17 protein-coding genes are annotated in these 19,775 nt (G+C 71.7%); 6 read left to right on the forward strand and 11 right to left on the reverse strand.

The genetic code is table 11. The features are described 5' to 3' along the window. Nucleotides 1-42 precede the first annotated feature (42 nt). Complete coding sequence (locus M4I32_RS04225) at nt 43-1,629, reverse strand: FAD-dependent oxidoreductase (protein ID WP_319033239.1); 1,587 nt, start codon at nt 1,627-1,629, stop codon at nt 43-45. A 146-nt stretch (nt 1,630-1,775) separates the two neighbouring features. On the opposite strand from M4I32_RS04225, the gene M4I32_RS04230 reads away from it, so the two are divergent. From M4I32_RS04230 to M4I32_RS04250, 5 genes are all read left to right on the forward strand, one after another. Further along, nucleotides 1,776-2,468: a helix-turn-helix domain-containing protein gene (locus M4I32_RS04230; RefSeq protein ID WP_319033240.1), complete on the forward strand. Its 693-nt coding sequence runs from the start codon at nt 1,776-1,778 to the stop codon at nt 2,466-2,468. Nucleotides 2,469-2,565: 97 nt separating this feature from the next. After that, entirely contained in the window at nt 2,566-3,810 is a 1,245-nt protein-coding gene (locus M4I32_RS04235; protein WP_319033241.1) for an acyl-CoA dehydrogenase family protein, read from the forward strand. Nucleotides 3,811-3,942: 132 nt separating this feature from the next. Next, nucleotides 3,943-5,403, forward strand: a complete 1,461-nt coding sequence (locus tag M4I32_RS04240) for a lipase maturation factor family protein (RefSeq protein WP_319033242.1) — start codon at nt 3,943-3,945, stop codon at nt 5,401-5,403. A gap of 69 nt (nt 5,404-5,472) precedes the next feature. Further along, nucleotides 5,473-6,627, forward strand: a complete 1,155-nt coding sequence (locus tag M4I32_RS04245; protein WP_319033243.1) for an AI-2E family transporter — start codon at nt 5,473-5,475, stop codon at nt 6,625-6,627. Nucleotides 6,628-6,642: 15 nt separating this feature from the next. After that, complete coding sequence (locus M4I32_RS04250) at nt 6,643-7,674, forward strand: ATP-dependent DNA ligase (protein ID WP_319033244.1); 1,032 nt, start codon at nt 6,643-6,645, stop codon at nt 7,672-7,674. Nucleotides 7,675-7,799: 125 nt separating this feature from the next. Here the strand turns inward: M4I32_RS04250 and ligD are convergent, their stop codons facing one another. The 9 genes from ligD to M4I32_RS04295 all read right to left on the reverse strand — a co-directional run bounded on the left by ligD (nt 7,800) and on the right by M4I32_RS04295 (nt 17,866). Then, nucleotides 7,800-8,825, reverse strand: a complete 1,026-nt coding sequence (ligD, locus tag M4I32_RS04255; RefSeq protein WP_319033245.1) for a non-homologous end-joining DNA ligase — start codon at nt 8,823-8,825, stop codon at nt 7,800-7,802. A 196-nt stretch (nt 8,826-9,021) separates the two neighbouring features. Beyond that, complete coding sequence (locus M4I32_RS04260) at nt 9,022-10,095, reverse strand: SseB family protein (RefSeq protein WP_319033246.1); 1,074 nt, start codon at nt 10,093-10,095, stop codon at nt 9,022-9,024. A 44-nt stretch (nt 10,096-10,139) separates the two neighbouring features. Further along, a complete protein-coding gene (locus M4I32_RS04265) occupies nt 10,140-11,042 on the reverse strand; it encodes a MurR/RpiR family transcriptional regulator (RefSeq protein WP_319033349.1) in 903 nt (300 codons plus the stop codon). Nucleotides 11,043-11,060: 18 nt separating this feature from the next. Then, a complete protein-coding gene (locus M4I32_RS04270) occupies nt 11,061-13,514 on the reverse strand; it encodes an ATP-dependent helicase (protein ID WP_319033247.1) in 2,454 nt (817 codons plus the stop codon). Between the two features lie 56 nt (nt 13,515-13,570). Next, nucleotides 13,571-14,737 carry an AMP-binding protein gene (locus M4I32_RS04275; RefSeq protein ID WP_319033248.1) on the reverse strand — a complete coding sequence of 389 codons (1,167 nt, stop codon included), beginning with the start codon at nt 14,735-14,737 and terminating at the stop codon, nt 13,571-13,573. Further along, nucleotides 14,725-15,645: a 1,4-dihydroxy-2-naphthoyl-CoA synthase gene (locus M4I32_RS04280; RefSeq protein WP_319033249.1), complete on the reverse strand. Its 921-nt coding sequence runs from the start codon at nt 15,643-15,645 to the stop codon at nt 14,725-14,727. Before M4I32_RS04280 ends, M4I32_RS04275 begins: the two co-directional genes overlap by 13 nt. A gap of 24 nt (nt 15,646-15,669) precedes the next feature. Beyond that, entirely contained in the window at nt 15,670-16,629 is a 960-nt protein-coding gene (locus tag M4I32_RS04285; protein WP_319033250.1) for a permease prefix domain 1-containing protein, read from the reverse strand. Next, nucleotides 16,626-16,961 (reverse strand): PadR family transcriptional regulator, encoded by a 336-nt coding sequence (locus M4I32_RS04290; protein ID WP_319033251.1) that lies wholly within the window; start codon nt 16,959-16,961, stop codon nt 16,626-16,628. Before M4I32_RS04290 ends, M4I32_RS04285 begins: the two co-directional genes overlap by 4 nt. A gap of 101 nt (nt 16,962-17,062) precedes the next feature. Beyond that, the gene (locus tag M4I32_RS04295; RefSeq protein ID WP_319033252.1) at nt 17,063-17,866 is read right to left on the reverse strand and encodes an LLM class F420-dependent oxidoreductase; all 804 of its coding nucleotides are present in this window, start codon (nt 17,864-17,866) and stop codon (nt 17,063-17,065) included. A gap of 206 nt (nt 17,867-18,072) precedes the next feature. Between M4I32_RS04295 and M4I32_RS04300 the strand changes: the two genes are divergently transcribed. Beyond that, the gene (locus M4I32_RS04300; RefSeq protein ID WP_319033253.1) at nt 18,073-19,056 is read left to right on the forward strand and encodes an o-succinylbenzoate synthase; all 984 of its coding nucleotides are present in this window, start codon (nt 18,073-18,075) and stop codon (nt 19,054-19,056) included. A gap of 24 nt (nt 19,057-19,080) precedes the next feature. Here M4I32_RS04300 and M4I32_RS04305 read toward each other — a convergent pair whose 3' ends face one another. Continuing rightward, entirely contained in the window at nt 19,081-19,725 is a 645-nt protein-coding gene (locus M4I32_RS04305; protein WP_319033254.1) for a helix-turn-helix domain-containing protein, read from the reverse strand. Nucleotides 19,726-19,775 lie beyond the last annotated feature (50 nt).

Raw genomic sequence — 19,775 nt, forward strand, 5'->3', positions numbered from 1 at the left:
GAAACGTCTCGACGTCGAGATATCGACCAGTCCCCCAGCCTACTACCGGCCCCTGCTCGCCCCCGACGTGGGGCGCACCCCCGACGGTTCCGCTGAGGATGCATCGTCGTGGGGATGCGCAACGCGTGAGAGCCCGGTCGAGGCCGGCCCTTCGATGCGCGTTCCGTCGGGCGCGAAGCGCGACGCGTGCAGCGGGCAGTCCCACGTGCATTCCTCGTCGTTCCACTCCACCACGCCACCCAGGTGCGAGCAGACCGCACTGACCGCTCGTGTGCGACCGTCCACGGTCGAGATCGCCACGGGCCGTCCCGCGCGGTTGGCGACGACCCCCTCGCCCTCGGCGGGCCGCGGCACGGGCACCGGCGTCTCTTCGGCCCGCAGCCAGCCCTTCGCCGCTTCGACCCCGACGTTCGCGCCCTCACGCAGGCCGCGTCCGATGTCGGAGGGCACCGTCAGCCGGGTGGCGATGCGCACCATCCACCGCGGCCGCTCGAGAAAGGCCGTGCCGCGGATCTCGGCCGCGAGCCGCAGTGCGGCGGCGGGGCCGTTGCTCAGGCCCCACTTGGCGTATCCGGTCGCGAACCGCACGCAGCCGAGCGTGCGCGGCATCGTCCCCACGAACGGCACCAGGTTGTGGGACTCGTAGTCCTGCGCCGACCAGCGGTGGGTCGGCCGGGCCGACGGGTAATGCCGACGCGTCCATGCCACGAGATCGTCGACCAGCGCCGCCTCCGAATCCGCACGCCCGACGGGGTGGCCGTTGCCCCCCACGACCAGTCGCACCGCCTCGGCCGGACCATCGTCGGCCGTCACGGGGCGCAGCGAGCGTCCCGGCGCGTCGACCGAGAGCATCATCGTCGGCGGCACCGCCTCATCGAGCTCGAATGCGACGCACGAGGACCGCGAGCCGCGCACCTTGGCGAAGGTCAGGCCGCGGTCCACGATGGGCGCACCGGTGGCCAGCACGATGCGTCGGGCGTGGAGCCTGCCGGCATCCGTCTCGAGACAGGGATGCGGGATGGTGCGGACGGCGTGCACGTGCGTGCGGGTGTACAGGCTTCCGCCCGCGGCGATGAAGGCACGGGCGAGAGCGTCGGCGACGCGCACGGGGTCGATCGCGAACTGGCCGTCGAGTGCGGCGGCACCCATCACGGGGAACGGAACGTCGTGGCCGGCCTCGACACCCAGCCGGTGCGCCGGCAGTCCCGCTTCGCGCGCCGCGGCGACCTCCGCATCCACGGTGGCCAGCCCCCGGGGAGTGTGCGCGTAGGAGAGCGCGGTGCGAACCGTGTAGGGCACGCCCGCATCGTCGGCGAACTCGCGCAGCCACGCCGCGCCGGCGCGGTTGGCCTCGACGTATGCGCGCACGAGCGAGGCGGGGTGGTGGCGTCGCAGCGACTGCAGCACGCTGCCCTGCAGCAGCGTCACCTTGCCCGTGTTGCCGCCCGTGGCCAGCTCGGCGACCTCTCCGGATTCGACGATCGCCACATCGCGACCCTCGCGGACCAGCATGAGCCCCGTGGCGAGTCCCGTGATGCCGGCGCCGACGATCGCGACGTCGTGATGGACGCCGGAGGGCAGGGCGCTTCCATCCACGCGGTCACGGCCGGTGCGCCAGAGAGATTCCATGGGATTCATCCCACTCGCGGCCCCCCGAGGGCACAACAGGGTTGACAGCGCTCACGGAAGAGGATGAGGCTCGTGGACACGATGGGCCGCGCGCAGCAGCCGCCCCCGCGATTCGCGCCGTGCCGAGACTAGGCTGAGGCCTTGTCATGAGCGAGACACCCGCCCCGGCCGCCGCCCGCAACCTCGTCGTGGGCGCGGCGCTGGATCTGTTCGCCCGGCACGGCTTCGAGGCCACGTCGGTCGAGCAGATCGCGCAGGCCGCGGGCATGTCGCGATCGACGTTCTTCCGCCAGTTCGGCGGCAAGGAGGACGTGGTCTTCGCCGACCACGACGTGCTTCTGGCCGACCTGCGGCAGTGGCTCGATCGCGGGCACGACAACCCCTGGGTGGCAGTGTGCGATGCCTCGCAGCGCGCGTACCGACACTTCGCGCGCGATCCGCAGCTGGCTCGCCGCCGCTATCAGATCGTGCGAGAGGTGCCCGCCCTGCGCGACCGCGAGATCGTGACGGTGTTCCAGTACGAGCGCCTGTTCGACGAGTACCTGCGTCGGAGCCTGCCGGGGGTCGACCCCCTGGATACCGTCGGCTTCGCCGCTCTCGTGACCGCCCTGCACAATCACGTGCTCCGGCGCCTGCTGCGAGGCACCAGCCGCGTGCCGGTGTCGGTGCTGCGCACCGCGCTCGACGGTGCCCTTCGCCGCTACGGCGTGCACCCGGAGGGCGGCGTGCACCCGGACGGCGACCGCGCCGCCGACGACGACGTCGTGGTCGCCGTCTTCCCGCGCAGGATGCCCGTGGCCGAGATGGCGCGGCGGGTGCGGGACGAGCTCGACGCCTGAGGCGCGCGGCCGACCCGCTCCCCGCTCTGGCTCGCGCTCGTACCGAAACCGCGTTTCATTCTTGTTGGGACCGGGTTTCGCGGATTAGCCTGCTGTCATGGCCTCTCCCGACTCCCCTTCCGCCGGCGTGCCGGGAGGCGGCGCCGACGTGTACGACATCCTCGAACGCCGGCGCACCGACTACTACGCCGTGTTCGACGACGTCGACGGCGAGGACCTCGCCACCTGGCGCCGCGCCGAGGCCTTTGTCGACGAGGTCGCCCCGGGCGCAGCCGATGCCTGGGATTCCGCGACATACGACCGCGATCTCGTGCGCGGCATGGGCGCCGCCGATCTGCTGGCCGATGGCATCGAGCATCCCGAGCTCACCCGGATCTCGCCCCTGGCCGCGGGACTGGTGAACATGGAGTTCTCGCGCGGTGATGGCTCGCTGGGCACCATCCTCGCCGTGCAGGGTGGGCTCGCCCTGCGCACGCTCGCCCTCTTCGGCAGCGCCGCCCAGCAGGAGCGGTGGCTGCACGCCCTGGCGCGCGGCGAGGTGCTCGGGGCCTTCGCTCTGACCGAGCCGGACCACGGCTCGGACTCGGTCTCACTCGAGACGCAGGCGCGCCGTGACGGCGACGGCTGGCTGCTGCGGGGAGCCAAGAAATGGATCGGCAACGGCGCCTCCGGCGGCATCACCTTCGTCTGGGCCCGGGTCGACGATGAGGGGGCGGACGACCACGGCGCCGTGCGCTGCTTTCTGGTGGAGCAGACGGCGCCGGGATACACGGGCACGGTCATCGCCGGCAAGGGGGCGCTGCGCGGCATCCACCAGGCCCACATCCGCCTCGACGACGTGCGAGTGCGCTCCGACGACGTGCTGCCGGGCGCGGCGAGCTTCCGCGACGCGTCGAGGGTGCTCTACGCCACGCGCACCGGCGTCGCCTGGTCGGCCCTCGGTCACGCCACCGCCTGCTACGAGACCGCGCTGGCGTATTCCCAGCAGCGCATGCAGTTCGGCAAGCCGCTCGCGCGATTCCAGATGGTGCAGGAGCGGCTCACCGGGATGCTCGAGACGCTCACGTCGATGCAGCTCTACTGCCGGCGTCTGGCCGACCTCGAGGCGGCGGGCAGGCTGCGACCCACCCAGGCCTCGCTGGCCAAGTTCCACAACACCCGTGCGGCGCGACGCGTGGCGTCGACGGCCCGCGACATGCTCGGCGGCAACGGCATCCTGCTCGAGAACGGGGTGATGCAGCACATGGCCGACATCGAGGCCATCCACACCTACGAGGGCACCGAATCGATCCAGGCGCTTCTGATCGGCCGCGACATCACCGGCGTCGGCGCCTTCGCCTGAGCAGGCCGCCCACCCGCCCCCGGCCGTCCCCCGTTCAGGGTCTGCTTTCCGCCGCATTCACGGCGGGACGCAGCGCACACCGTGGGCAGCCGGCGGGTTCCGAACACCGCCACGGGCGCCTAGCGTGGGCGAATGGAGGGCTTCGCGGCGGTCGACTTCGGTTTCGCGCGGGAGGTGCTGCAGCGCGGCATCGCGGCCCTCTTCGCGATCGCGTTCCTGTCGAGCCTGAATCAGTTCCCCGCCCTGTGCGGTGAGCGCGGCCTGCTGCCGGCACCGCGGCTGCTGGCGTGGACGGCGACCAGCAAGAGCCGACGACGGATGCTGCGTCCCACGCTGTTCCGCCGCGTCGCATACACCGATGCCCGACTGCGCCTGCTCTGCGCCGCCGGCATCGGGATCGCGCTGCTCGTCGTGGCCGGCATCCCGCAGCTGGGTCCGCCATGGGTGCCGATGCTGTGCTTTCTCGCCCTGTGGTTCGGATACATGTCCATCACGAGCATCGGCCAGACGTTCTACGGCTTCGGCTGGGAGATGCTGCTGCTCGAGGCCGGGTTCCTCGCGGCCTTCCTCGGCTCGCGGGAACAGCCCCCGCCCACCGTGGTGATCGTGCTGTTCTGGTGGCTGGTGTTCCGGCTCGAGTTCGGCGCGGGCATGATCAAGATCCGCGGGGGCGGCGAGTGGCGTGACCTGACCGCCCTGACCTACCACCACGAGACCCAGCCGATGCCGGGCCCGTTCAGCCGCTGGGCGCACCTGCTGCCGCGCTGGTTCCACAAGGGGGAGGTACTCGGCAACCACTTCGCGCAGCTGATCGTGCCGTGGTTCCTCTTCGCCCCGCTCCTCGGGCTGATCGTGCCGGGCCCCGCCCCGGCGATCATCGGAGCGGTCGCCGGCGCGATCGTGATCCTCACCCAGGCCTGGCTCGTCGTGACCGGCAACTTCGCCTGGCTGAACTGGGCGACGATCGTGCTGGGGTTCTCGGCCATCGGGCTGCCGGGGTGGGGTGCGGCGGCGGCGGCAGCATCCGATCTGCCCATGTACTGGATCATCGTCACCGGCGCGGTCGGCCTCGGCTACGTGGTGCTGAGCTGGCCGGCTGCGCGCAACCTCGCCGCGCGGCGGCAGCTGATGAACGCCGCCTTCAACCGCTGGCAGCTCGCGAACGCCTACGGGGCGTTCGGCACGGTGACCACGCAGCGGATCGAGGTGGTCGTGGAGGGCACGCTCGATGAGGATCTCCGCGTGGCGCAGTGGAGCGAGTACGGGTTCAAGGGCAAGCCGGGCGACGTGCGCGCGCGACCCCGGCAGTGGGCGCCCTACCACCTGCGGCTCGACTGGCTGATGTGGTTCCTGCCACTCGGCCGCATCGACGAGGAGTGGTTCGAGGTCTTCCTGGGCCGGCTGCTGCAGGCGGATGCCGCGACGCTGCGCCTGCTCGCGCACGACCCGTTCGACGGCTCCCGGCCGGAGTGGGTGCGCGCACGCACGTACCTGTACCGGTTCGCCACGCGCGCGGAGCACCGCGAGACCGGTTACCGGTGGATGCGCGTTCCGCTGCAGGTCGTGATGGGCCCCGCCCGGCTCCCCGGGTGAGCCGTGGCACAGGGCCCGGACGGGCGCAAGGGGTGGGCTGCCGCGGGTCCGCCGTAATAACGTCGCCGTATGGCACTCTTCGGCAACAAGCCCCGCACCGTCCGGCTCGAGGGCTCCCGGGTCGATCTCGAAGCCCGCCGCGCCCCGTGGAGCCTGTGGGCCGACGGGTTCGGACGGCTCTCGATCCGGGCACTGCAGATCATCATCACCCTCGTCCTGGCCGTCGCCCTCATCTGGGGCCTCCTGCAGATCACCCTCGTGACGATTCCCGTGCTGATCGCCCTGATCCTCGCCTCGGCCTTCGCTCCCGTGATGCGCTGGATGCGCGCGCACGGCGTGCCGTCGGTTCTCGCCACGGTCATCACCCTGCTGGCGATCGTCACGATCCTCGGTCTGGTCGGCTGGCTCATCGTCTGGGCGGTGCGCAACCAGTGGGACACGCTCTACAGCCAGGCGCAAGAGGGCATTCAGCAGGTCATCGCGTGGGTGAATTCGCTCTCGTTCGCCCCTGACCAGGCACAGGTGGACGAGTGGCTCACGCAGCTGCAGGACTTCATCACGAGCGCGCAGTTCGGTTCCGGGGCGCTCGCCGGCGTCGGGGCCGTCGCCAACTTCGTCACCGGATTCATCCTGCTGGTGGTCGTGCTCTTCTTCTTCCTCAAGGACGGTCCGCGACTGTGGGAGTTCCTCCTCCGGCCCTTCCGCGGCGCCAGCTACGCGCGCGCCCAGCGCATCGGCGACAAGGCCGTCGACACCCTCGGCTCCTACATCCGTGGCACCGCCACCGTCGCGTTCGTGGATGCCGTCGGCATCGGCATCGGCCTGTTCGTGCTGCAGGTGCCCCTGGCGCTGCCCCTCGCGGTGCTCGTCTTTCTGCTGGCTTTCATCCCGATCGTCGGCGCGACGCTCGCCGGCATCCTCGCCGCGCTGGTCGCGCTGGTCTCGAACGGGCTGGTCAATGCGCTGTTCGTCGTCGGTGTCGTGGTGGCCGTCAACCAGCTCGAGGGCAACTTCCTGCAGCCCGTCGTGATGGGCCGCACGCTCAAGCTGCACGCCTTCGTCGTGTTGATCGCCCTGACCATCGGCACGGTGCTCGGCGGAGTGCTCGGGGCTGTGCTCGCCGTGCCGATCACGGCCGTCGTGTGGGGTGCCGTGCAGGTGTGGGACGGCCCCGACAAGCCCGCACGCTGGGCGCGGCAGAAGCGGTCCGAGGCCGTTCAGTAGTCGACGGGAGCAGGGATGCCACACGCGATACCCGCGCCGATGCTGGCGAAGTCGGTGCCAGAGGTGCCCGACCGCGAGGGCCTGAGCTTCGAGCCCAAGTGGGACGGGTTCCGCGTGCTGGCCTCGTGGGACGGTGAGCACGTCGAACTCGGCTCGCGGGGCGCCAAGCCCCTGACGCGCTATTTTCCGGAACTGGTCGAGCGCCTCGGCGCCCTTCTCCCCCGCCCCGCGCTGATCGACGGCGAGATCGTCGTGCCCGTCGGGGCGGCGGGGGCGCAGCGGCTCGACTGGGAGGCGCTGTCGCAGCGCATCCATCCCGCGGCCTCGCGCGTGCAGAAGCTCGCAGATGAGACGCCCGCGATGATCGTGGCCTTCGACCTGCTCGTCGACGGTGACGACGACATCGCCGACCTGCCGTTCGCCGAGCGTCGAGCCCGGCTCGAGTCGCTGCTCGCGGGCGTGCCTCACCCCCTGCATCTGACGAGGGCGACGACGGACGCCGCGCTCGCGCGGCACTGGCTCGGCGAGTTCGAGGGGGCGGGGCTCGACGGCGTCGTCGCGAAGGACCTGTCGGCCCCGTACGCTCCCGGCAAGCGCGCGATGCTGAAGATCAAGCACGCCCGCACGGCGGACGTCGTCGCGCTCGGCTACCGCGTGCACAAGAGCGGGCGGGGCGTCGGATCGCTGCTCGTCGGGCTCTACGACGCCGATGGTCAGCTGCGCAACGTCGGCGGTGTGGCGGCGTGGAGCGACAAGCGCCGCCTCGAGCTCGTCGCCGAGCTCGAACCGCTCGTGGAGCGCGACGAGACCGGCGATGCGGTGACGGGCGAGACGGATCGCTCGCGCTTCAGCGGCGGCAAGGACGTCTCGTACGTGCGGCTGCGGCCCGAGCGCGTGCTCGAGGTGCGCTACGACCAGCTCGAGGGGCGGCGGTTCCGGCACACCGTGCAGTTCGCCCGCTGGCGGCCCGACCGGGACCCGGCATCCTGCCGATTCGATCAGCTCGAGACCGTGTCGGCGTACGACCTGGCCGACGTGCTGCGCTGATCCCTACGGGTCCGCGGTGCAGCCGCCTCCTCGCGAGAAACCACCGTTTGCGCGAAACCACCCGCGATGCGGTGGGTTTCGCGCGAACGCTGGTTCCTCGAGGCCCGCGACGAGCCGGGGCGGGCTCAAGCGTCGGGCTTGCGCGCGCGACTGGGCTGCACGCGCGGGGGCTCGCCGGGCATCTTCGGAAACTCCGGGGGGAACGGCAGCTCACCGAGCCCGTCGGCGAGGTCGCGCTCCCACCACTCCAGCAGCGTCTGGATGCTGCCCGGCTCGGCCGCGAACCCCTCCCACGGGTCGCCGCGCTCGGCGAGCCGCTCGGGGATCGACCGCACCGTGAAGGCAGCCGGGTCGCAGTCGTCGACCTCGTCCCACGTGATCGGCGTCGACACCGTCGCGCCGGGCAGCGACCGGGGCGAGTAGGCCCCGGCCATCGTGCGGTCCCGGTTGGCCTGGTTGAAGTCGACGAAGATGCGCTCGCCGCGCTCCTCCTTCCACCAGTTCGTCGTCACCTTCTTCGGCATCCGGCGCTCCAGCTCCCGCCCGGCGGCGATCACCGCGTGCCGGACGTCGAGGAACTCGTGGGTCGGCTCGATCGGACAGAACACGTGGATGCCGCGGTTGCCGCTGGTCTTCAACCACGGCTCCAGACCGGCCTCGCGCAGCACCTCACGCAGCCCGTGCGCGGCGGGAACCGCGTCGGCGAAGTCCGTGCCCGGCTGCGGGTCGAGGTCGATGCGCAGCTCGACGGGATTGTCGGTGTCGGCGGTGCGCGAGGCCCACGGATGGAAGACGACGGTGTTCATCTGCACCGCCCAGAGCGCGGCGGCGGTCTCGGTGAGCGTCAGCTGCGGATGCCGTCGCCCGCTGTTGTAGGTGACCGTGACGGACTCGACGAAATCCGGCGCCCCCTTCGGCGGGTTCTTGGAGAAGAAGCTCTCGCCGTCGACGCCGTCGGGGAACCGCTCGAGCGAGACCGGCCGATCGCCGTTCGCGGCGAGGAACGGCGCCGAGACGGCGGTGATGTACTCGGCGAGCTCGCGCTTGGTGATCCCCGACTGCGGCCAGAGCACCCGATCAGGACTCGACAGCCCGACCTCGCGGTCGCCGTGCGGCCCGGGAACGGTCAGGGTGATGCGTTCGGACGCCATGGCACCGACCTTAGGCCCGCGCCGCGGCATCCGTCACCCCCTCGGGGCCGGGCAGCCGGCGCTCGTCCCTACCGCGCCGAGAAACCACCGTTCGCGCGAAACACGCCGCGTCGCGGGTGGTCTCGCGCGAACGGTGGTTTGTGACGGCGCGAGTGGTCAGCGCGACCGCTGTGTCTCGTCCGGGTGCCCGGAGCGGTCAGGCCGAGTCGGCGAGCGCGAGCACGGGAGCCAGGGTGTCACGGTCGAGGACCACCCAGGGTCCCCCGCCGTCGATGATCACGCCGTTCAGCTCGGGATGCTCGGCGAGCGCCTTGCCCAGCTGCGCGGCGGTGAAGGGCAGCGGCCGGTCGCCGCGGCCGCGCGCGACGATCTCGAGGGGGTGCGAGTAGACCTCGAGCAGCCGCTGGCCGTCGGCCATGCGCGCCTCCGCGATCCCCATGCGGGGCTGCTCGCCCTCGCCCGTCTCACCGGATTGCCGCACGGCGACCCACATGGGCGCCTCGGTCATGGCCGTCGCGACGTCGCGCGGGGTGTCGTCGGTGCGGGGCGCGGCGAGCAGGGTCTTGATACGCAGCTGCGGGTCGGCCTGCTCCACGGCCGGCTCGATCACCGACCGCGGCAGCACGGCACGGGCGGGTGCGGATGCACCGTCGACGAGGATGCCGGCGTAGGGTCCCGCGAGCACGTGCCGCAGGATCGCGAGCGCCGGCTGGCCGACCGCGGAGGTGTCGCTCTCGCCGTCAGTGCGCACCGCATCCTGCAGGGTGGCGCCCGAGCTGTAGACGAGCACGTACTGATCGTCGCCGCGCTTGGCCACCGCGAGCGGCAGCTCCTTGCCCTCGCTCAGCAGCGCCCGCGCATTGCCCCGCACGCGCAGGAAGACCTGGTTCTGCAGGAACTGCCGCAGCACGTCGAGCAGCTCGGCACCGGTCGGCTTCTCGCTCAGCTGCTGCAGCGACTGCCGCAGGAGCGTGTTGTCGCGCAGCCCGGGCACGGTCTCGGTCGGCTCGGGCGCCTCGGCCGGCGGCATCTTCTGCGCCGGGGGCGCCTGCGCGGCCTGCGCGCCGAAGGCTGCGCCGGGCGACGAGGCCCCGACCCCGCGGTAGGCCGAGACCGAGATGTTCACCTGGGGCACGTCTTCGGACTCGGCCTCGGAGGCGGCGGGCGCATCCTCGAGGATGCCGTCATCGACGGTCTCGTCGGCGGCAGGGGCCGACTCGCCGTCGGTCTGGTCGCCGGTGTCCTTCGAGCGCCTGGAGAAGAGAGCCATCGCTCCAGACTAACGGGCGCCGCCGGACGCTCCCGCGGGCTCCGTCACGAATCCGGGTCGTCGATCAGATGGCCGCCGACGGCATCCAACGCACGCGATCGGGCGGCCTGGCCGGCGTCGCCGCGACTGTCGACGAAGGCCTCGACGAGGGCCTCGAGGAAGATCGCGTGCGCCACCCGCGAGGTGCGCTCCAGCTCTTCGCGAAAGCTGGCACCACCGGCGACGACGAGCCGGTGTGTGCCGTGGCGGGCCAACGGGGTGTCGCGGAAGGACGTGATGCAGACGACCTCGGCGCCCGCGGTGCGCGCGGCAGCGGCGGCCGCGACGGTGCTGCGGCTCGAGCCGCTGGCGCTGATCGCGATCGCGCAGTCAGCGGGCGCGAGGGTCTGCGCACTGATCTGCTGTGCCAGCCCGTCGGGCTGGAACTCGGCCGGCCGTCCCGCCGCGGTCAGTCGCATCGCCAGGTCGGCACCGAGCGGACTCGACAGGCCGGCAGCCAGAATCAGCGCGCGGGGCGCCGAGGCGATCGTCGCGACGGCCGCATCGACGGACGCCGCATCGAGCAGGCCCGTCAGCCCCGGCAGCAGCTGCGCGACACGAGCGACACTGCGCCGCATCGCGCCCAGCGACCCGTCGCCGTCCGCCACCTCGGGCGGCGCCTGCTGGGCGAGTTCGGTGGCCAGGGCCACACGCAGCTGCGGGAAGCCCCGGTACCCGAGGGCCTGACAGGTGCGCACCACCGAGCTGCGCGCCACCCCCGCCGCCTCCGCGAGCTGCTGCGCCGTCATCTCGACCGCGTCGGTGGCCCGGGAGGTCAGGAAGGCCGCGACGCGCGCCTCGGTGCCGTTCATCCGATTGCGCATCGCCGCGATCCGTGCCGCGGGCCCCACCGTGCGCCCGTCGGCCGGCTCGGACGACCAGCTGTGCTCGTCGATCTGCTCGCCCATCGCCACGGTTCGCGCCCCTCAGAGCTTCTCGATCGGCGCGATCTTGATCAGCAGCTTCTTGGCACCGACCGAGTCGAAGCGCACGTGCGCGACGCGCTTGGCGCCCTCGCCGGTGACCGCGTCGACACGACCCTCGCCGAAGTCGTCGTGACGGATGCGGTCGCCCGAGGCGAGCTGCATGTCGCCGTTGTCGCGCACGCGAGCGGGAATCCGGTTGGGAAAGCGATCGATCGACGATGCCTTCGGGGTGAGGTCTGCGCCGTAGCGGCCCGACTCGCGCGTGCCCTCGGCAAGTCCTCGGGGGCCACCGGACCCGCCGCGGCCGTTGAGCGCGCGGGACCTGCTCCCGCCACGCGAGTTGACGTCGCCCGGCGACTGGCGCCAGTCGATGAGCTCGGCGGGGATCTCTTGCAGAAAACGACTCGGCATCGCCACGGTCACCTCGCCGAACTGCGCCCTCGTCATCGCCAGCGACAGGTGCAGGCGCTTGCGCGCCCGGGTGATGCCCACGTAGAACAGCCGGCGCTCCTCGGCCGGGCCGCCGGGCTCACCGGCCGAGATGCGGTGCGGGATCAGGTCCTCCTCGACGCCCGTCACGAAGACCGCGTCGTACTCCAGCCCCTTCGCCGTGTGCATCGTCATGAGCGAGACGGAACCGGACGCGTCGTCGAGGTCGTCGGCGCCCGCGACCAGCTGCACCTCCGAGAGAAAGTCGATCACCGTGCCGTCCGGGTTCGCGCGCGCGAACTCCTTCGTGACCGATATCAGCTCGTCGAGGTTCTCGAGACGAGCCTCGTCCTGCGGGTCGCGGCTCGCGCGCAGCGCATCCATGTAGCCGCTCTTGTTCAGCAGCAGGGCGAGCCCCTCGGACACCGCCGTCGCCGGCGCGAGCTCGCCCGACGGCGGCAGCAGAAGCGCCGAGGCCTCGACCAGCGTCGCGTCGAGACTCGCGATCGCCGCCTGGATCTTGGGACCGACGCCCAGGGCGGATGCGTTCGCCAGCGCATCGCGGAAGGTGATGCCCTGGTCCGCGGCGAAGCGCGCGATCGTGGTCGCCGTGACGTCGCCGATGCCGCGACGGGGACGGTTGAGGATGCGGCGCACGGCCATCTCGTCGGCGGGATTGGCCACCGCGATCAGGTACGCGAGCGCGTCCTTGATCTCGGCCCGCTCGTAGAACTTGGTGCCGCCCATGATCTTGTAGGGCAGCGCCGACCGGATGAAGATCTCCTCCAGCGCACGGGACTGCGAGTTGGTGCGGTAGAACACCGCGATGTCGCCGTAGGCGGTGCCGGCGCGGTGCAGCGCCTCGATCTCGTCGGCGACGAACTGGGCCTCGTCGTGCTGCGAGTACCCGGTGAAGCCCACGATCGGGTCGCCGGCGCCGACATCGGTCCACAGCTTCTTGTCTTTGCGGTCGAAGTTGTGCCCGATCACCGCGTTCGCCGCGCTCAGGATGTTCTGGGTGGAGCGGTAGTTCTGCTCGAGCAGCACGACCTTCGCTCCCGGGAAATCCCGCTCGAACTCGCTGATGTTCCGGATGTCGGCTCCCCGGAACGCATAGATCGACTGGTCGGAGTCGCCGACGACGGTGAGGGATGCCGCGTCCACCGACTCGCCGCGCGCGGGCTCGGGTTCGAAGATCATCATGCCGCCGGAACCCTCGAAGGGTTCGGGCGCGGCGGAGCCGGGCGGCCGCGTGAGCTCGTGGATGAGCGAATACTGCGCGTGGTTGGTGTCCTGGTACTCGTCGACGAGGATGTGCCGGAAGCGGCGACGGTAGGCGTCGGCCACCTGGGGGAAGGCGCGGAACAGGTAGACCGTCTGCGCGATGAGGTCGTCGAAGTCGAACGCGTTCGCCCGCCGCAGCGCCCGCTCGTAGTCGCCGAAGACATCGACGAAGACGCGCTCGGCGGGATCGGACGTGTTGGCGGTGCGGGCAAAGGACTCCGCGTCCGCGAGCTCGTTCTTGAGCTTGGAGATCCGGCCCTGCACCGCCGCCGGACTGAGCCCGTACCGGTCGCCCTCGTGCTCCTTGACCAGGCGCTTGATGAGCGCGCGGGAGTCGCCCGAATCGTAGATCGTGAACGACGTGGTGAACCCGAAGTTCTCGGCCTCGCGGCGCAGGATGCGCACGCAGGCCGAGTGGAACGTCGAGATCCACATGCCGCGGGCCGATTCGCCGACGAGCGCCGCGACGCGCTCGCGCATCTCGTTCGCGGCCTTGTTGGTGAACGTGATCGCGAGAATCTGGCTGGGCCACGCCTCGCGGCGCCGGAGCAGCGACGCGATGCGGTGCGTCAGCACGCGCGTCTTGCCCGACCCCGCCCCCGCGACGATCAGCAGCGCCTGCCCGCGGTACACGACCGCCTCGCGCTGAGGCGGGTTGAGTCCCTCGAGAAGGTCGGCGTCTTCGCGCTCGCCGGACGCGCTCGCGTCACCGAGGACGAGGGGCGTGGAGGCATCGGTCATAGCCCTCCGATTCTAGGCGCGACCACCGACATCCCCGGCGGTCCGGTCCGGAGCGCTCACTGCCGGCCGGGTCGCGCCGCCGCCTCCCGCAGCGCCTGCCGGTCGGGCTTGCCCGACGACAGCAGGGGGATGCTCTCGACCTCCCGCAGCGCGCGCGGCCGAGCCTCGCGGCCCAGCACGTCGCCGACCGTGCGGCGCGCGGCATCCAGGTCGGCCGGCGATCCCGTCGCGGTGACGATGACCGAGGCCTGCCCCCAGCGCGCATCGTCCACGGCGACGACGACCGCGTCGGCGAGCGAGGGGACGCCGCGCACGAGCTCCTCGACCCGATCGAGGCTGACGTTGACCCCGCCCGAGACGATGACGTTGTCGCCACGACCGGTCACCCGCAGGATGCCCTCGGGCGAGAGCTCGCCGAGGTCGCCGGTGCGATACCAGCGCTCGTCGCCGACGACGGGGAACGCCGCGCGCGTGCGATCCGGATCGCCGATGTAGCCCGAGGCGAGCATCGGCCCGGCGAGCAGCACCTGCCCCGCCTCGTCGATGCGCGCGCGCACGCCATCGAGCGGCGCCCCGTCGTACACGCATCCGCCGGCCGTCTCTGTCGATCCGTACGTGCGCACGAGCCGGATGCCGTGCGCAGTCGCCGCCGCGACCAGGTCGGGCGGCGTGCGCTGGCCACCGACGAGCACGGCCTCGTAGCGCGCGAGCGCAGCGGGCGCCTCGCCGACCAGCGCCGCCAGCTGCGCGGGCACAAGAGAGGTGTAGGCGCGCACACCCGATGGCAGGGCGGCGGTCGCCGCGAGGAAGCCCGCCGCGCCGGGAGCTTCGGGCACGATGACCGCCTGCCCCGCGAGTCCCGCCCGCACGAGCATCTGGATGCCGGCGATGCGCGTCGGCGGCAGCGCCAGCACCCACGCTCCCTCACCGATGCGCTCCGATGTCGCGCGCGCAGCCGCGGTGAGGGCACTCGCGCCGAGGGCCACGAGCTTGGGCACGCCGGTGGATCCGCTCGTGGCGAGCACGAGCGCCGTGTCCTCCCGCAGCGCCGTGTCGTCGGGAAGCGCCGTGTCGTCGGGCGGCGCCGCGGACGCGCCGCGGGTCAGCCGGGGATCCTCGGGGTCGGCGCCCACCAGCACCGCCGGGCCCGCGGCATCCATCGCCCGCAGGAGCGCCGCCTGCAGCTGGTGCGGGTCGTCGGGGGCGGCCGTCAGTACTGCCACGGGTGGGCGGACCAGTCCGGCTCGCGCTTCTCGAGGAACGCATCGCGCCCCTCGACCGCCTCATCGGTGCCGTAGGCCAGGCGCGTCGCCTCACCCGCGAAGACCTGCTGTCCCATCAGGCCGTCGTCGACGGCGTTGAAGGCGAACTTGAGCATGCGGATGGCGGTCGGCGACTTCGTGAGGATCGTGCGGGCCATGCCGATCGCCGCGACCTCGAGCTCGGCGTGCGGCACGACCCGGTTGACCGCCCCCATCTCGTACGCGCGCTGCGCCGAGTACTCCTCGGCGAGGAAGAAGACCTCGCGGGCGAACTTCTGACCGATCTGACGGGCGAAGTACGCGCTGCCGTAGCCGGCGTCGAAGGAGCCCACGTCGGCGTCGGTCTGCTTGAACCGCCCGTGCTCGGCGCTGGCGATGGACAGGTCGCAGACGACATGCAGGCTGTGTCCACCCCCGGCCGCCCACCCGGGAACGACGGCGATGACCACCTTGGGCATGACGCGGATCAGCCGCTGCACCTCGAGGATGTGCAGACGACCGGCGCGGGCTTGCGTTTCGTCTCGCTGCGCTCGCTCAACGACCGGGGCATCGTCATCCGCATACCGGTAGCCGTCGCGGCCACGGATGCGCTGGTCGCCGCCCGAGCAGAACGCCCAGCCGCCGTCCTTCGGGCTCGGTCCGTTGCCGGTGAGCAGCACGACGCCGACCCGCGGGTTCTGGCGCACCCGGTCGAGCGCGTCGTAGAGCTCGTCGACGGTGCGCGGACGGAAGGCGTTGCGCACCTCAGGACGATCGAACGCGATGCGCGCGATGCCTCCGTCAGCGGACAGGTGCGCGGTGACGTCGGTGTAGGCGTCGGCGCCGGGCGCCGGCATCCATGCGTCGGCGTCGAAGAGCTCGGAGACCATGGCTCCACCCTAGAACGAGAGCTCTCAGCGAGCGGTGCGAGCCTTGAAGAACCCGTCTGCGATGTCCCACAGTGCGATGGCGGCGATGCCGATGGCGATGGCTGTCGGGATGACGACCTGCACCTGCGCCGCCGCATCGCCCGCGTAGGCGTAGAGGGCAGGGTCGATCACCATGCCGCCGGCGGTGAGCACGATCGCCGGGATCGCGAAGGCGAGCGCGAGCACGGCGTTCACGGCGGCCAGCCCATACGTCCAGCGCCGCATGCGGTAGAGCACGACGGCGAACACCGCCTCGGCGACGAGGATGACGAACAGCCCGGCGACCCACCAGGGCCAGAGCTGCGGCGACAGGGCAGCACGCCATCCGTCGCCGACGTACACGAGGCCGAAGAGGCGATCCCACACGACGGCGCCGGCCACCGCGCACAGGAACACCAGCGACCCGATCAACTCGGGCAGCCCCGCGCCCTGCTGACGCGGCTCCGGCAGCCGGTCGGGTGACCACGACTCGATCGGCATCGCCTTGCCCGCGCCGGTGCGCTCGAGCACGGCGAAGACGACCGTGACCCAGAAACACAGCTGCACGCCGACGCCGAGCACCGCGACCCACACCGCGGTGATGACGGCGCCGACCGCCTCGCCCTCGACGATCTCGACGGCGGCGACGATGAACCCGATGATCGGCACGACGATCCACAGCAGCAGCGTCAGCAGGCGCCGCCAGGTGAGGTAGAACCGGGGCCCGATGAGCTGCAGCGGCCGATCGGCGTAGCCCGCCGCCAGCACGTCCGGATCGCCGAATCCGGTGATGACGGCCCGCTCGGCGGCATCCGCGGGTTCGCCGGCGGCGGTGCGGGCATCCACCTGATCGGCGATGGAGGCGCGCAACTCTGCGGCGAGGTCTGCGCGCGCCTTCTCGGGCACGCCGCGGACCGCCGCGGCGACGTAGCGATCGGTCAGGGACGCGGTGCCACGATCACTCATGATCGATTCTCCTCGGGCAGTTCGGCGATCGCGCGGGCGAGCGCCTCGAAGTCACGGGCAAGGGAGCGGGCGAGATCCTCGCCCGCGGGAGAGGTGCGGTAGAACTTGCGGGGCCGGGCCTCGTGGGTGTTCCACTCGCTGGTCAGCAGCCCCTGCTTCTCGAGTCGACGCAGCAGGGGATAGAGCGTGTTCCCGTCGACGGCGAATCCGCGACGGGCGAGGTCTTCGAGCAGGCCGTAGCCGTACCCCGGCGTGCGCAGGAGGCGCAGGCAGGCGAGCACGACCGTGCCGCGCCGCAGCTCCTGCAGGTGCGCGTCCAGATGCTCGCTCATGCGTGACACTTTACTGTGCAGCACACACCATAGTCAACGGCACGATGAAGCGCCGGCCCAGGCCGTCCGGATCGGCGGGCGAGGGTGTCCTCAGCTCTCGGTCAGGCGCCGGCGCTGTTGTGCGCATCGCGCCAGCGAAGCCAGCGCTCCACCAGCGCCCAGTCGAAGTCGGGACCGCTGAGGGCCAGGGTGAACAGCCGCACCCCTCCCGCGTGCAGGGCGTCGGCGTCCTCTGTCGTGCGCCGCCGCAGCTCGTTCGAGACCACGAGATCCGATACATCGCGGCCGTCACGCGCCGCCCAGTCCTCGATCACCGAGATCTTGTGCGCCAGGCCATCCGGCGCGGTGAAGCTGTGCCAGTAATCGGCGTACCGTGCCACCAGGCGCAGGGTCTTCTTCTCGCCCGCACCGCCGATCATGACGGGGATCCGCCGCGTCGGGGGCGGGTTCAGTCGCTCCCAGCGCGCCGTGATGCGCTCGAGTCCCTCGGCGAGGTCGTCCAGGCGGCTGCCCGCCGTGCCGAACTCGTATCCGTACTCCGCGTAGTCGCGCTCGAACCACCCCGAGCCGGTCGCGAAGATGAACCGACCCTCGCCGCCCTTGGCGCTGATGTGGTCGACCGTGCGCGCCATGTCGGCCTGCAGGTCGGGGTTGCGGTAGCTGTTGCAGTTGACCAGCGCGCCGAACTGCACACGCTCGGTCTGCTCCGCCCAGGCCGCCAGCTCCGTCCACGACTCGAAGTGCATCCCGTCAGGGTCGCCCGAGAGGGGAAAGAAGTGGTCCCAGTTGAACAGGATGTCGACGCCCATCCCCTCGGCTCGCGTGACCGCCTCGCGGATCAGCTCATACGGGGTGTGCTGGGGCTGGAGCTGCACGCCGAGCGTGACCGGAGTGTCGAGAAGCATGCGCTCAGCCTATGGTCGCCCTCCCCTTCACCCACGCCCTTCGCCCACCGCGCCCTTCGCCGTGCACAACCGCGGGGGAACGCGCCGACACGCCGCCGGCCGGCGCCCTCTCGCGGCGCGCCGGATGCTGCGCCCGCAGTTGTGCACGAGGTCGGAGCGCCGAGGTTCCCCTCGGCTTCGGCGAGCGAGGCGGGCATGATGGAGACATGACCACGCCCACGCTCGACGAGCTGCGCACCGAGGCGAAGGTCGTCTCCCTGCCCCTGCGCACCCGCTTCCGCGGCATCGACACCCGCGAGGCCCTCCTCCTCGAAGGCCCGCGAGGGTGGACCGAGTTCTCGCCGTTCCCCGAGTACGACGACCGCGAGGCCGCCACCTGGCTCGCCGCCGCCCTCGACTTCGGGTGGAACGTCCCACCGGCCCCCGCGCGCACCCGGATCCCCGTGAACGCGACGATCCCGGCCGTGCCCGCGGCATCCGTCACCGACGTGCTGGCGCGCTTCGACGGATGCCGCACCGCAAAGGTCAAGGTGGCCGAGCCGGGCCAGGTGCTCGCCGACGATGTGGCGCGCGTGCGCGCGGTGCGTGAGGCGATGGGCGCCGAGGGCCGCATCCGCATCGACGCCAACGGCGCCTGGAACCTCGACGAGGCCGAGCACGCCGTGCACGCGCTCGCCGAGTACGACCTCGAGTACATCGAACAGCCGTGCATGCAGCTCGACGAGCTCGCCGAGCTGCGCCGACGCATCCGCTATCTCGACATCCCGATCGCCGCCGACGAGTCGGTGCGCAAGGCCGCGGACCCGCTCGAGGTCGCCCGGGCCGGCGCGGCCGATCTGCTCGTCGTGAAGGCGCAGCCGCTCGGCGGGGTGCGCGCGGCGCTGCGCATCGTGGCCGACGCCGGACTGCCCGCCGTCGTCTCGAGCGCGCTGGACACCTCGGTGGGGCTGGCCATGGGCGCCGCTCTCGCGGCCGCCCTGCCCGCACTCGACTACGACTGCGGGCTGGGCACCGCGTCGCTGCTGGCCGCCGACGTGACAGCCGAGACGCTCGTTCCCGCAGGCGGCGCGATCGACGTGCGCCGCGTCGACGCGGACCCCGATCTGCTCAGCGCCCACGCGGCCGCCCCGGACCGCCGGGACTGGTGGCTGGCGCGGCTCGAACGCTGCCACGCCCTGCTGCCGAGCTGATCCCGGTCGGGCCGCGCCCGCGGGTCAGGACTGCGGCGAGTCGATGATCAACCGGGCGACGGCGGCGAGCCGCTCGCTCGTCAGCGAGGTCATCTGGGCCTTGTCGGCACCCGACATCACCGCGTGCACAGAGGCGGATTCCCATGCCATCAGCATGAGCGCGGCGGCCTCGTCGGCGGGCACGCGGAACGTGATTCCCTTCGCCGCGGCGATGTCCTCGATGATCTGGGCGACGCCGGCGCGCATCTGCACCTCCTGCGCGACGTACGCGGCGGCCAGCGCCGGCGAGCGCAGCGCATGGATGCGGATCTCGTTCATCAGCAGCACCCCGAGGCGATCCTCGTTCGAGATGTCGATGATCTGCTCCACCATCGCGAGCGCGTCCGTCGGCACGGTCTGGAACGCGCCCTGGCGCTCGAGCTCGGCGATCCGCGCCTTCACGACGCCCACGCGCTCGGCGGCGACCCGGCCGGCCAGCTCGAGGAACATCTCCTCCTTCGAGGCGAAGTTCGAGTAGAAGGCGCCGCGGGTGAACCCCGCGCGCTCGCACACCGTCTCGACGGATGCCGCGTCGAGACCGACTTCGGCGAACACCTGCGCCGCGGCATCCAGCAGCCGATTGCGCGTGATCTCGCGCCGCCGGGACGGCGTCGTGCTCTCGTCACCCATTGCGATCTCCACTCACACCGAACGTTCAGCCTTGCGTACGGACCGGACCA

This window comes from Microbacterium sp. LRZ72 (assembly GCF_033792225.1).
Classification (GTDB): Bacteria; Actinomycetota; Actinomycetes; order Actinomycetales; family Microbacteriaceae; genus Microbacterium.